The sequence below is a fragment of the Sphingobacterium sp. UBA6645 genome, assembly GCF_002455685.1.
GTDB lineage: Bacteria > Bacteroidota > Bacteroidia > Sphingobacteriales > Sphingobacteriaceae > Sphingobacterium > Sphingobacterium hotanense.
In genome coordinates this window covers 44,157-58,159 of the sequence record NZ_DKLH01000087.1, presented here as the reverse complement: position 1 = coordinate 58,159, position 14,003 = coordinate 44,157, and the positions used below count along the sequence as shown (strand labels likewise).

12 protein-coding genes and 1 pseudogene are annotated in these 14,003 nt (G+C 41.6%); 8 read left to right on the top strand and 5 right to left on the bottom strand.

Annotation, left to right across the window (positions count from 1 at the left end; all coding sequences use genetic code 11):
* Nucleotides 1-137 precede the first annotated feature (137 nt).
* From B2400_RS16065 to B2400_RS16035, 8 genes and pseudogenes are all read left to right on the top strand, one after another.
* The gene (locus tag B2400_RS16065; protein WP_293934909.1) at nt 138-473 is read left to right on the top strand and encodes a DUF7674 family protein; all 336 of its coding nucleotides are present in this window, start codon (nt 138-140) and stop codon (nt 471-473) included.
* 1 nt (nt 474) lies between these two features.
* The gene (locus B2400_RS17905) at nt 475-552 is read left to right on the top strand and encodes a potassium-transporting ATPase subunit F (protein WP_149527705.1); all 78 of its coding nucleotides are present in this window, start codon (nt 475-477) and stop codon (nt 550-552) included.
* Between the two features lie 11 nt (nt 553-563).
* Complete coding sequence (kdpA, locus tag B2400_RS16060) at nt 564-2,252, top strand: potassium-transporting ATPase subunit KdpA (RefSeq protein WP_149527704.1); 1,689 nt, start codon at nt 564-566, stop codon at nt 2,250-2,252.
* A gap of 10 nt (nt 2,253-2,262) precedes the next feature.
* Complete coding sequence (kdpB, locus tag B2400_RS16055; RefSeq protein ID WP_293934907.1) at nt 2,263-4,272, top strand: potassium-transporting ATPase subunit KdpB; 2,010 nt, start codon at nt 2,263-2,265, stop codon at nt 4,270-4,272.
* 10 nt (nt 4,273-4,282) lie between these two features.
* On the top strand, nt 4,283-4,870 hold the full coding sequence (locus B2400_RS16050) for a potassium-transporting ATPase subunit C (protein WP_293934904.1): 588 nt from the start codon (nt 4,283-4,285) through the stop codon (nt 4,868-4,870).
* Nucleotides 4,860-5,939: pseudogene (locus B2400_RS16045) on the top strand (porin). The gene B2400_RS16050 and the pseudogene B2400_RS16045 overlap by 11 nt, the downstream one beginning before the upstream one ends.
* 14 nt (nt 5,940-5,953) lie before the next feature.
* Nucleotides 5,954-7,078 (top strand): sensor protein KdpD, encoded by a 1,125-nt coding sequence (locus B2400_RS16040; protein WP_293934901.1) that lies wholly within the window; start codon nt 5,954-5,956, stop codon nt 7,076-7,078.
* Nucleotides 7,075-8,838, top strand: a complete 1,764-nt coding sequence (locus B2400_RS16035) for an ATP-binding protein (RefSeq protein ID WP_293934898.1) — start codon at nt 7,075-7,077, stop codon at nt 8,836-8,838. Before B2400_RS16040 ends, B2400_RS16035 begins: the two co-directional genes overlap by 4 nt.
* Here B2400_RS16035 and B2400_RS16030 read toward each other — a convergent pair.
* The 5 genes from B2400_RS16030 to B2400_RS16010 form a co-directional block, all read right to left on the bottom strand.
* Nucleotides 8,823-9,134 carry an antibiotic biosynthesis monooxygenase gene (locus B2400_RS16030; protein WP_149526107.1) on the bottom strand — a complete coding sequence of 104 codons (312 nt, stop codon included), beginning with the start codon at nt 9,132-9,134 and terminating at the stop codon, nt 8,823-8,825. The two genes, B2400_RS16035 and B2400_RS16030, sit on opposite strands and share 16 nt — an antisense overlap.
* Nucleotides 9,135-9,428: 294 nt before the next feature.
* On the bottom strand, nt 9,429-9,869 hold the full coding sequence (locus tag B2400_RS16025; RefSeq protein ID WP_293934895.1) for a carboxymuconolactone decarboxylase family protein: 441 nt from the start codon (nt 9,867-9,869) through the stop codon (nt 9,429-9,431).
* 62 nt (nt 9,870-9,931) lie between these two features.
* Complete coding sequence (locus tag B2400_RS16020; protein ID WP_293934892.1) at nt 9,932-10,507, bottom strand: Crp/Fnr family transcriptional regulator; 576 nt, start codon at nt 10,505-10,507, stop codon at nt 9,932-9,934.
* A gap of 27 nt (nt 10,508-10,534) precedes the next feature.
* On the bottom strand, nt 10,535-12,628 hold the full coding sequence (locus tag B2400_RS16015; RefSeq protein ID WP_293934889.1) for a TonB-dependent receptor: 2,094 nt from the start codon (nt 12,626-12,628) through the stop codon (nt 10,535-10,537).
* Nucleotides 12,629-12,714: 86 nt separating this feature from the next.
* Entirely contained in the window at nt 12,715-14,001 is a 1,287-nt protein-coding gene (locus tag B2400_RS16010; protein WP_293934886.1) for a BamA/TamA family outer membrane protein, read from the bottom strand.
* Between the last annotated feature and the right edge of the window lie 2 nt (nt 14,002-14,003).

Here is a 14,003-nt window from a genome sequence, read left to right as displayed (position 1 = left end):
GAATAAGCATAAATGCTTTTCTATTGAATCAACCCTTTAACGCGCAATTATGGTAACTGTAATCTTAATCATAGTCTGTACACTATGCTTTCTAATATTCTACAAATCGATCAATTTTTTCGACAAAATCTAAGGCCATGAAAAATAAAATCATTAGCAGTATCCATGAATGGTTTCCGGAATGTGTGCCCGCTGAACAGAATGTAACTGAATATACGGTATTACAAAATGTGGCAGATTATTGTATTCGTTGTTTAAATGGGAACAATGTAGAACAAGGACTGGCAAAAGAAGCCATCAATATTATTGGAATCTTATATTATAACGGTTCCTTGCATGAAAGGAACGCTATAGAGAATGAGTTCCTGGAACGGATATCCCATTGTGAATCTCCCGCAAGTCTGCGTTTGCATATAGACTTCTTGCCCAAAGAACTTCGACCAATATATATGAAAACCATCTTAGAGAACTAACATGATCAGCTTATTAATTATATCGATTATGGTATTTCTGTACATCGTGTATGTGCTGATCTATCCGGAAAAATTTTAAAACTAATTATGATGAACACAGAAATTATTGCTGTCATCTTCATGTTCCTAATTACGGTGCTCTTAGGAATTCCTTTAGGACGATACATAGCAAAAGTATACCTTTCAGAACGTACCTTTTTAGACCCTGTCTTTGGACCAATAGATCGGCTAATCTATAAATTCTCCGGAATCGATCCGAATCGTGAAATGACATGGAAAGAGAACCTGGGTTCCTTACTGATTATCAACCTGTTTTGGTTGTTTTTAACGATGGCCGTATTGATGTTACAGCATCTATTGCCCTTGAATCCGGATAACAACCCCGGTATGCGTCCTGACTTAGCCTTTAACACCGCAATTTCTTTTGTCGTGAATTGTAATTTACAACATTACTCCGGCGAAAGCGGTGTCAGCTACCTGTCTCAGGGTATGCTGATGTTCTTGCAGTTCGTAAGTGCTGGAGTGGGGATGGCTGCGGCGGCGATGCTCTTTAAAGCATTTCGAGAAAAGCAGACGGATACATTGGGTAACTTCTACCAACTATTTGTAAAATCCTGTACACGAATACTGTTGCCCATCTCCTTGTTGGTTGCGACTATTCTCCTGTATCAGGGAACTCCAATGACCTATCAGGGAAAGGATCAGATGATCGGACTTACAGGAGATAGTATTATCATATCGACTGGGCCTGTAGCTGCATTTGTCGCCATAAAGCACGTTGGTACAAATGGTGGCGGTTTCTTTGGAGCCAATTCCAACCACCCTTTAGAAAACCCCAGTTTTTTGAGCAATATGACCGAGATGGTAGCACAGTTTATTATTCCGATCGCCATGATCTTTGCTTTTGGTTATTATATACGAAGGAAAAAGTTCGCCTGGGTGATATTCGCAGTCATGACGTTTGGGTTTATATGTCTAGTGATACCAAATGTCCAAATGGAACAGGCAGGTAATCCTGCTATTGCAGCGATGGGCATCAACATGGATAATGGTGCAATGGAGGGCAAGGAAGTACGCATAGGTGCAGTAGCAGCAGGATTCTGGTCTATCGTTACTACGGTTATCTCCACCGGATCAATCAACTCGATGCATGATAGTGGTATGGCGCTGTCTGGCATGAATGAGCTCCTCGGTATGATGATTAATGCCTTCTATGGCGGTTGTGGCGTAGGCATCTTAAACTTCTTTGTATTTATTGTACTCGCAGTTTTTATCAGTGGACTGATGGTCGGGCGAACTCCAGAGTTTATGGGCAAGAAAGTGGAAGCAAAGGAAATGAAAATTGCCATGATCATTGCCCTTCTTCATCCTTTCCTAATTCTCGTTGGAACCGCTTTAACAAGTTCTATCCCTTCATGGGGCGTTGCTACCACAAATAACCCGGGTTTCCATGGTTTCTCAGAAATCCTTTATGAATATACTTCTGCGGCAGCCAACAATGGTAGTGGTTTTGAAGGATTAGCAGATAACACCTATTGGTGGAACATCAGTACGGGTATCGTTTTGTTATTCGGACGTTTCCTTCCTATCATAGGTCCTGTTGCAATAGCCGGCATTCTCGCTGCAAAACGACATATACCAGAAAGCTCCGGTACATTAAAAACCGACACCTTTACTTTCGGATTTATGATTCTCGCAGTCATTGTTATCGTTGCTGCACTATCATTCTTCCCAGCACTAACCTTAGGCCCAATTGCTGAATATTTCACTTTAAAATAATTGATCTGATATGAAAACTCAAAATTCATTTTTTGATCCTCGATTAATAAAAGATTCTTTATTGCAAGCGTTTGTCAAGCTCGACCCGCGCAGCATGATCAGAAACCCTGTGATGTTTACTGTAGAAATTGCTACAGCCATTATGGCGGTTGTTTGTCTACTCATTCTTTTCGGAAATCAAGAACAGGGAAGTTTTCTCTATAATTTCAGTGTGTTCTTGATTCTCCTGCTGACCTTATTGTTCGCAAATTTTGCCGAGTCGCTGGCGGAAGCCAGAGGGAAAGTACAAGCGGACAGTTTGCGGAAGACTAGGGAGGAAACCCCGGCCAAACTTGTTGATGGCAGGACAATCAACTCATCTGCTTTGCAGAAAGGCGATCGTTTCATTTGCGTTGCTGGTGATATCATACCGACCGATGGTGAAATAATAAAAGGTCTGGCAACCATCGATGAAAGCGCGATTACAGGCGAGTCAGCCCCGGTAATTCGTGAAGCAGGTGGCGACCGTAGTTCCGTTACTGGAGGAACGAAGGTGCTGTCGGACGAGATCGTTGTCAGCGTAACGGCTGAAGCAGGCAAGAGTTTCTTGGACAAGATGATTGCTTTGGTTGAAGGCGCTAAACGCCAGAAAACACCAAACGAAATAGCACTGACTATACTTTTAGCGGGATTTACCTTAGTGTTTATTTTAGTAGTAGTAACGTTGAGCCCTTTTGCACAATACGCGAATGTCGGAATCAGCATCGCTGCCTTTATTTCATTATTTATCTGTTTAGTACCAACGACGATTGGAGGCCTCTTATCAGCAATAGGTATTGCCGGTATGGATAGAGCGCTACGTGCAAACGTATTGACTAAATCGGGGAAAGCTGTAGAAACAGCAGGTGATATTGATGTCCTTTTATTGGATAAGACAGGGACAATCACCATAGGCAATAGAAAAGCAACACGGTTTCAGGAGACGGAGGGTGTTGCAAAAGAACGATTGGTAAAGGCTGCAGCTTTAAGCTCAAAGTTTGATGAAACACCCGAAGGGAAATCTATCGTTAAATTGGGTGGTATAGACCTCTCAAATCCGTCTAAGCAGGTGGAATCCGCCATTCGGTTTACAGCGGAAACACGATGCTCCGGAATTGATTTTGGAAGTACTCGAATTCGCAAGGGTGCAACCGATGCGATCAAAAAGATCGTTGAAGATGCAGGGCATTCCTTTCCTAATGACATTTTAGAGGAGGTAAAATTAATCGCAGCCAATGGTGGCACCCCGTTGGTGGTTGTCGAGAATGAACAGGTGCTAGGTGTCGTAGAACTGCAAGATATTATCAAGCCCGGGATTCAAGAACGCTTTGCGAGACTTCGCAAAATGGGAATAAAAACGGTGATGGTGACCGGCGATAACCCCCTAACAGCGTCATTTATCGCAAAAACAGCAGGGGTGGACGATTTTATCGCTGAAGCAAAACCGGAGGATAAGATGAACTATATCCGTAAAGAGCAGCAAGACGGTAAGTTGGTGGCGATGATGGGGGACGGCACGAACGACGCACCTGCTCTAGCGCAAGCCGATGTAGGTGTCGCCATGAACAGCGGAACACAAGCTGCAAAAGAAGCTGGTAATATGGTCGATTTGGACAATGATCCCACTAAGTTGATTGAAATCGTCGAAATAGGAAAGCAATTACTAATGACTCGCGGGACATTGACGACCTTCAGTATTGCTAACGATGTTGCTAAGTATTTTGCCATAATTCCGGCACTGTTTATCCTGGCAATTCCCGCGCTCGAGCCCCTCAACATCATGCATTTAAAAAGCCCCGAGTCAGCAATACTTTCTGCGATTATCTTCAATGCGATCTTGATTCCCCTGTTAATTCCATTAGCATTGAAAGGTGTGCCTTATAAACCCATCGGTGCTTCTGCACTGCTGCGACGAAATATCGTTATTTATGGCTTCGGAGGACTCATCGCTCCGTTTATAGGTATCAAACTGATTGATTTGCTTTTATCCCTTATTTTTTAATCCATACATCATGAAATACAACATAACAATCGCTATTCGACTTAGTGTCATCTGTCTATTTTTGTTCGCTGTGCTTTATCCATTTCTCATATGGGCGCTGGCTCAAACCCAAGCCTCCAAAGGAAAGGAAAAAATGATTGAAGTAGCGGGAAAGTCGTATTACTACCATATTGGGCAAGCCTTCAATGGAGATCATTATTTTCAATCACGTCCCTCTGCAGTGGATTATAATGCAGCAGGATCTGGAGGAAGCAATAAAGGTCCTTCCAATGAAGCTTATTTAGATGAGGTCGCAGCACGCATAGACACATTTCTTCAAAAGAACCCTACTGTTCAGCGTGCGCAAGTACCCGTAGACCTCGTAACAGCGAGCGGAAGTGGATTAGATCCGCATATATCTGTGCAGGCTGCTTATGTACAAGTGGCGAGAATTGCGGAATTGCGAGGCTTATCTGCACCGCAGGTAAATAATCTGATAGCGCAAAATAAGGAAGAGGTACTATGGGGATTGTTTGGTCCCGAAACTATCCACGTACTGAAACTCAATCTGGCTTTAGATAATTTGAAAAATAAATTAGGAGAGAACCATGGAAAATAAAGGTTGGCTCGCTGGGCTTTGTTGTTTCAGTGCAACTGCCCTATATGCACAAGAGGATAAAGACAGTTTGCAAAGCAAGCTGAGTCTTAACGGTTACCTGGAGGCCTACTATACATACGATTTCCAGAAGCCATCCAATCATCAGAAGGCTTCCTTCATCTATTCGCATAACCGTAGCGACGAATTTGCTGTCAATCTTGCTATGTTGCGAGCAACTTATCAGAGCGAGCGCGTTCGAAGCCAGGTAGCTTTGGCGGCTGGCTCTTATATGAATGCGAATTACGCTGCTGAAGAAGGAGTATATAAAATGATCTTTGAGGCTAATGTAGGTTATAAGTTAAGTTAGAAATCTAATTTCTGGATTGAGGCCGGTATTATGCCTTCACATATCGGTCCGGAAAGTGCCATAGGAATAGATAATATTAGTTTAACGCGCAGCATTTCGGCCGAGAACTCACCATATTTTGAAACGGGGGCTAAGTTGAGCTATCAAACAGCAAACGAAAAATGGAGCCTTGCTATATTGGCGCTCAATGGTTGGCAAAGAATTCAACTGCCCGAATCAAGTACGGGTTTGTCCTTCGGACATCAAGTACAATATAGGCCGTCCAAGCATGTATTGTTGAATAGTAGCTCTTATATAGGCAATGAAGGCCCGGATAGCCTGCGCATATTCCATGATTTCTTTGTACAAGTGGATGCGACAGATCGTCTTCGCTTTTTAGGATTAGTTGATTATGCAATACAGCATAGATCTAACGACAACGATGTTGCCAATTATTGGACTGCCGGATTGCAGACTCAATATAGATTATTAGAGAGCTTAAATATAAATGCCCGCATCGAGTATTTCAACGATGCCCACGGTGTCATATTTGGTAGCATTGAGCCTATACCATCAGAGATAATGGGTCTTTCATCAGGCTTCGATCTACATTTGTTCGATGGCTTGTTCTGGCGAGCGGAATTTCGATATTTGCATAGTGATGCTGAGATATTTAAGTACAAAGCAGATCAGTATAAGTCGGCAAATGGAAGCTTGACTACGGCCTTAACCTGGCGATTTTAGAATGATCTAAAAAGATGGAAGAGCAACGTAAATCTGCAGAATATTTTTTGAACTTGCTTAAGCAGGCACGGCGCGGGAAGTTTAAAATCTACCTTGGCATGAGTGCGGGCGTAGGAAAATCCTACCGCATGTTGCAGGAGGCACATAATCTATTGCGTAATGGTATTCCTGTAAAAATTGGGTTCATTGAAACCCATGGTCGGGCAGATACTGAGGCTTTGATAACCGGACTTCCCGTTCTTCCGAGAAGAAAACTATTCTATAAAGGAAACGAACTGGAAGAGATGGATGTGGACTTAATACTAAAGCTTAAACCAGAAGTCGTAATTGTTGATGAATTAGCACATAGCAATATTCCAGGAAGCAAAAACGAAAAACGCTGGCAGGACGTTGTCGAACTCCTAGAGGCGGGAATTAATGTCATCTCTGCCATCAATATACAACATATGGAAAGTCTACAGGTCGAGCTATCTGCCTATCTTAAAATGGAAGTAAAAGAGCGAGTGCCCGACAAAGTGTTCGATATGGCGGATGAGTTGGTACTGATCGATATTAGTGTGGAAGATCTGATAGCGCGTTTAAAGGAAGGTAAGATATATCATGTAGACAAAATTCAAACCGCATTGAGCAATTTCTTTCAAGCGGAGCATCTGGATTTACTTCGTGAATTGGCTGTGAAGGAAGTTGCAAGCCATGCCATCAAGAAGCATGAACGCTACCAGGTCGGATCAAAGAAAAGACGTTTAGAGCGCTTTATGGTCTGTGTCAGTACAGACGAAAAGCGAGCAAGAAACCTCATCAGGAGAACTTCCAGACTTGCGAGTTATTATCATGCCGAATGGTTTGTCCTTTACGTGCAGACGGCGAAGGAGAGCAGCGATAAAATCGCGCTCGATAAACAACGTTTTCTAATTAATAATTTTAAATTGGCCACGGAATTAGGTGGGCAAGTGATACAAATTAAAGGAACTGATGTTCCGAGCCATATCGTCGAGCAAGTATTGCAAATGCAGATCACGACCCTTTGTATTGGACGGCCGCATTGGTCATTTTTTAGAATTTTATGGACGATGGGTCTATTTAGGAAACTACTGAAGAAATTAGAACCTATTGAAGTCGATTTAATTATACTCTCATGAAAATCAAAACCAAATTAAATATAGGTGTCGGATTATTGTTTTTAATGATCTTATTGCTTGCGTTTGCAAGTACCTGGTATGTGAGTTCCTTGAAAAGGGAAGCCGATAATGTATTGGCAGCCAATTATCTGTCGGTAGAATATGCAAGGAATATGTTGGGTGCGTCGGATCAATATACCGCTGGGGATATGGTCGCATCGACAACTCTACGGAGCAATTTAGCAAAACAAAAGACGAATGTCACGGAACTAAGTGAGAAAGAGATTACGGCAAATTTAGAATTGAAACTGAATAGGTTGTTAGACAATCCATCCGATCCACAACATGCTAGCGAATTCAGGGAAGAGCTCGTCAACCTGATGAACGTCAATATGGCGGCTATTGTTAAAAAGAACGATCAGACAAAACTACTCGCTAATGAGGCTTTTTTGCTGATATCGGTACTTGGCGCATTAAGCTTTCTGATTGCCTTCGTATTGTGGGTCAATCTACCAAGCAATATCGCCGATCCCATCAAAAAACTAACCAACAGTATTCGAGAAATCGCCAAGCAGAATTATGCGCAGCGTCTTTACTTCAAAGGGGACTCCGAGTTTGTCGATCTAGCAAATTCGTTTAACAGCATGGCTGAACGTTTGCAGGAATATTCAAATAGCAAATTAGATCACATTTTACAAGAAAAGAAGAGGGTAGAGGCACTGGTGAATAGTATGCATGATCCCGTGATCGGATTGAACGATAAGAAGGAAATTCTGTTCATCAACGATGAGGCACTACAACTTATCGGCCTTAGCAGGGAAGAAGTCAAGTTGAAGCCCCTTCAGGAGCTCGCTAACGCAAGCGATCTGATTGCAAGGATCGTTGAAATTCCAGAAAAGCACGCGGAGGGACAGGCACACGCATTAGAAGATAATACATTAAATATATTTGTAGATAATAAAGAAAGTTATTTTGAGAAGCAGGTTTATGCCATCGAAATTGTACCAACAGGAGAACAGGTATTACAACATGTAGGAGAGGTAATTATTCTTAAAAATATTACCAGTATTAAGGAGCTCGATGTCGCTAAAACAAACTTTATCGCTACAGTATCACATGAGTTGAAAACCCCAATAGCATCTATTCAAATGGGTTTGGAATTATTGAACCACCCAAAGACCGGCGAGCTAAGCGAAAATCAGCGAAAGTTGATGGAGGGAATAAAGGATGATAGCGAACGGTTGCTGCGAATTACCTCCGAGCTGCTCAATATGTCGCAGGTAGAGACTGGAAATATTAAGCTCTTTGCGCAATGGTGCAACCCAATGCCGGTTATTACTTACGCACTTCAGGCTACCCGATTGCAAGCCGAACTAAAACAGATAGAGCTCGTAACGGAGCTGGATGAAAATCTCCCTGAGGTCTATATCGATGAGGAAAAGACTGCTTGGGTTCTCACAAACTTTATTACAAATGCAATACGTTATTCAGCAGAGCACAGTCAAATCATCGTTTCACTGACAAAAAAGGACGCTAAATTAATCTTTTCGGTTAAAGATCATGGAAAAGGAATTGACAGCAGCTATAGGGATCGCATCTTTGATCGCTATTTTCAAATACCTGGATCTATGCGCTCGGGGACGGGATTAGGGCTTTCCATTGCCAAAGATTTTATTGAGAATCAAGGAGGAAGTATCGCCGTAGAAAGTAGCGTAGGCGTCGGCAGCACTTTTTCGTTCAGTATCCCAACAAGCAAAAACCTACATTATTCGAAATCGTAAGTCTCGAAGTGTGTTACGAATTCTTCAAATTCTAAGAGATACTTTTTATCTTCCGGATAATATCTAGCGCGTTGAAAATGTTCACCGGCAAACTCCTGTATGCTGCTTGTGGATTCCCATTCCGTAACGGTCATAAAATGGCAGATATCATGATCGATTCGTCGGAGCACTTTTGCGGAGAGGTTTCCTTTCGTGCTGCGGTAATCCTTCATGCCCGTGCTGGTTAAGTAATTTAGGTAGATATCAGCATCTTCTTTCCGTGTTATACCATGCCATATTCTTGTGATTGTCTTCATGTCGTTTACTGTTGGTATACACTAATCTACGGAATATATTACTTAAAAAATTCAAGCGTCCATTGAATCGACACCAGTGATTAAATTTCTCGATTGCTTTTGCAAACGAACAATTTCAGAAAATAGCCTTGTTCCTTATCCTCGACCGTTATAAAGTGCCGTCATAACAGCGTCTGCTCATAACCACACAAAAGCCCATTCAAACCCAATGTTCAGCCTCTTCGAATTGGGTTTGAAAGGGTTGATCATTGGGTTTGAAAGGGCTTTAAAAGGGATCTAGCATGAACTTGTTTACTACAATTCCGGTTGCGTATGACTCGTAATGGCAATACGATTCCAGACATTGATGGTTGCGATCGCTAAGATAATTTGCGCGATATAGTTCTCCGTAAATAGTGATTTTGCAGCCTGGTAGGTTTCTTCTGATAATCCAGCTTCATGGATTTTGGTCACTTCTTCGGTCATTGCGAGAATCGTGCGCTCTTCCGGAGTAAATATATTCGTTTCTCGCCAAGCATTAAGTAGGAAGATACGCTGAGCTGTTTCTCCCTGCGCCATGGCGTCCTTCGTATGCATATTGATACAAAACGCACATCCGTTGATCTGAGAGGCGCGAATTTTGATCAGTTCGAGATGGGTTTTATCCAGATCAGAAGCTTGTATATAATTTTCTAATGTAAGGACGCGTTTGTAGCCATTAGGTTCCAATTCAGCGATATTCATTCTAGCTTTCATATTGTTCTTGTTTTTGATATTGCAAAGTTGCAAAGTGAAAAACAAGAAAATCTTAAGCTAGTTTAAGAAAACATCTTTTTTCGAATTTCGCTCAGGTATTCTGGGGTAAGACCTAAATAGGAAGCGATGAGGTATTGTGGTACACGCTGTACAAAATCAGGGAAATTGTTATTGAATTGGATGAATATTTCTTCCTTGGAGTACAGTTTGAATAATTTGTTTCTGAACTGCGCTGCAGCGAACGCTTTCTGGTAGATTTGAAGAAAATAAAATTGTATAAAAGGTTGTTCTTTAATTAATAATTGCTCTTTATATCTACTAATTCTTAATATTCTACTGCTTTCTACTGCTTGAATATAACAGTCTGTTTCTATCTTTCCTAGATATGCTTTCTGATCACAGAGCCACCATGATTCCAATGCAAAGTCTGTCGTGATTTCCTGACCTTTTTCGTGCAAAGTGTACATGCGAAGGCAACCTTCGAGTACAAAATAATTGTAAAGTTGCGTCTGTCCTGCCTCTTGAATAATCTCTTTCTTCTTGAGCGAATGTACTTCAAAATACGATAGTATCGCTTCGAATTGTTCGTCGCTTATCGTTTGATATTTTTGAATATGTTGGCGAAAAGAGTTCAGCATTTTTTTTGCTATTATTTTTAAGCGAGTTTACATCATCAGCTTGATTCCGCCATAGTAGTTCCTATCGGCTGCGGCATTATAAAAACGATTACCCATTGCATTTATGTCATTCCCTAAGCTGTATTTTTCATTCAACAGGTTATCTACTCCGACAAATAACTGCAGTTTATATCTGCTCATCAAGCCTGTTGTCCATGCTAATTTCGCCTGTACAAGATGATATTTCTTAGCATAGAAGCTATTCGCATCGTTTAAAGGAATTGATGAGGTATGGTTATGAAATATGTTAATTTCAAATCTCTTAGGTAGTTCTAAAGCTAGGGTATTTACCCAAATCCACTTGGGAATAGATGTTACTGCATTGCCGGAATAATCCTGATCATCAATTTTGTAATCTTTAAACTGATAGTCCTGAAAGGTGAGATTGGAAGATAATATCAGACTGTGCACGAAGAAGTTTTGATCAGAGCTGATGATTTGTCCCAAAACACTCGCTTCCACACCTTTCTGCGTCATTTCTCCTGCATTCGTAAAATATTCGGCTCCCTCTTCATTTAACTGCCGAATGATTCCATTTTTCATATTGAATTGATAAGCTGCTAAATCAGCAATAAAGCGACGGTTTTTCGTTTCATAGCGGATTCCTGCTTCGTAATTGACTCCGTCTTCCGGGTTAAGGTTCTGGTTGATTTGATTGTCAGAAGATCTAACCTCCGATATGGTCGGTGTTGAATAGCCCTTGGATACCGATGCACGCAGGGCGAATTCTGGTAAGATTAAATAGGAGAGTCCTAACCTGGGCATCCAGCTATTTTTGAAATCTTTAGCCCCCTGAATTTCAGTTGCATTTAGCGCTTGTTGTTTAAAATCAATATTATTTAGGTTCAAGCCTATGGATCCCTCGGCTATGAATCGTTGAGCAATTTTCGCTCTTAAGCGGTAGAAATAGAAATGTTGAAAATTTTCTAAATGGTCGTCATAGTTTAAGGTTCCCTTTTCACCAAAATTGTTTTCGTAGTTCTTGATGTCATACCAGCCTTTTTGTCCTTCCGCTCCCAATTGCATTTCCCAATGTAAGTTTTCAATGTCATGGTCCTCGTAGGAGAAGTACGTTCGAATGCCAAGATTCTTTTCGATACGTGTTTCGTAGTTCGTCACGAATGGATTTTTGAAATCTGTGTAGCTTCCAAATAATGCAATTACATGACGTAAGTTTTTATTGAATTGATAGCTATGTGTAATTCCTCCAATCGTAGTTTTATTATATATGGCTGCTTTTTGATCCGCGGCGCTCGGGAATGGTCCACCAGCCGGCCTAGCTTGTCTTGGGTCCTCCAAATATTGTGCTTCCGTTAATCCACCGGGTGTTTCGTAGCCAAGATCGGCATAAAGGCCTAAAAACTTAAGCTGGCCTTTCTCGTTGAAGTTCCATTGATGCTCGGTCTGGAAGAATTTTTTATTCATCCCGCTTTGGGTTCTATAGCCGTCAGAACGGGTAAAGGCTTGGCTGAAAGCGAAGCTGTATTTTTCGTTAACCTGCTGTTCTATATTTAATTGTTGCTGAAATAGTCCGTAAGAGCCAGCGCTGAGCAGTAGTGATTTATCGTTGGATCTTTGAATTGCCAATCCGTTTGGAATTATCCGCAGTACACCGCCAGTATTTGGGCCATATAGGGATCCATCTGGGCCCTTTATTATCTGGATATGATTTATTCCTACCGGATCGATGATGTTTAAGTAAGTATTTCCGCTGGCATCTGTAAAAGGGATTTCGTCCAAATATACCTTGGTGTTTCTTACTCCAAACGGTGAGCGAATCATGCTGCCACGAAGCGCTAAGCGATAGCTTCCCGGAGATCGTTCTTCCATACGTACCCCTGGGGTGCTGTTCACTGCACTCAGTATGGTATTCGTATTTTGAGATTCAAGGAGGCGTTTGCTGACCACCCTTGCTGAGCTCGTTAGATCAAGCATCGCTTGGGAATTGAAATGCGCTTTAATCTCAATAGGCGCTATTTCGGATAAGCTGGTATCCGGAGTGGTTGTTTGTGCGACGCTATTATAAGCAGCTAAGGTAAGGGCAAGGAAAGGTAACTGTGATTTTTTCGAAAATACAAACATGATTTCAAGGCTGATTTGCTCGCAAAATACCGAAAATAAGTGAGGATTTGGAATCCGGACACGAATAAAATAGCGGTTTCTATGAGTTAGAAAGCATCATTCAAGCCTAAGAAGAGGCCTCTTTGTCCAAATTTACCGAAAGCATAGTCGATGCATAAGTTTGTGCGGGTTGCTTTGTTAAATAACAGACGAAGACCTGCACCTGCTGCCGGTTGCCACTGTTGGAATAATTTTGTTCCCATCTGGTCATTCGTGCTTTGTACATTGGCAAAGACAACGCCACTCAGGAATTGATTTCGTAAAATAGGATATCGATACTCTAATTCGGAGTAGAAATAGGAAAGTCCCTTGAAATAACCCATTGTATAGCCGCGCCCGCTTCTAGCGTAGGGATCTTTGCTTGTTCCAGGGAGATCTACATAAGGAAGTTTTCCACCGAGTTTATAAGATCCGAAATTCCAGAAAGCTAAGACATGATTGGGTCTGCTAGACGACAATTGCCAATATTTACGGAAATCTGTCTGCAATTGATAGGCATTATGCTCGCTGCCCATCCATTCTTGGTTCATGCGCAATACAACATCCACATACATGCCTTTATGTGCGCTATTAGGATTGTCACGTGTGGTGTACTGCATATTGAGCATTAAACCGTTATTATTTATATCTACAGGGTTAAAATTGTTCCAGCGGCTATATATTTCAGTAGGCGACATGTTCTCAGCGCTGCCGATTGTTTCCAATCCTCTTTTTAGTTCAAAGAAAACGCCGGCACCAACAAATGCACCGGGGAATAATTGTTTGTAGATACGTTCATTGATCGTGTAGGCAGTGAACTTATTGACGAATCGCTGTCTGTCGGGATTATTGATTATCAATTCTTCTTCAGTCGGGTTGTCGAGCGCTGTTCCCATTCCTAAACCATAATCAAGACCTACAGCTTTAGCGACCATGACATTTCCTTTAATATTCCATTTGTTAGATGGCGTATAAATATCATGAATTAGATAGCCAACTATAATTCCTCTTGTCGTATAGCTAAGTGCTGCCGCAGCAATCGACATTTGGGTATTTGGTTGGTTTCCTAGGACTTTTCCGCCAACGGCTTTAACGCCAATCTGTGCCCCAATAGATGGGTTGTAGTTAATGTTTGGCAAATAAGAAATCGGTGATCTTTTCTTTGGTTTTTGATCCTTAGGTTTTTTCGAAGGAATAATATCTTTGAACAGATCCACAATATCGTAGAGCTCCTCGGTGCTGCGGACGGTATCTTTTTGTTCCTTATTGCTTATGGTATCTTGAATTTCAATCTGTTGGGCGTTCGTCGTTAGGAAAATAAAAATGAGGAAGCAGGTGATTAGGAATACGCGCATAG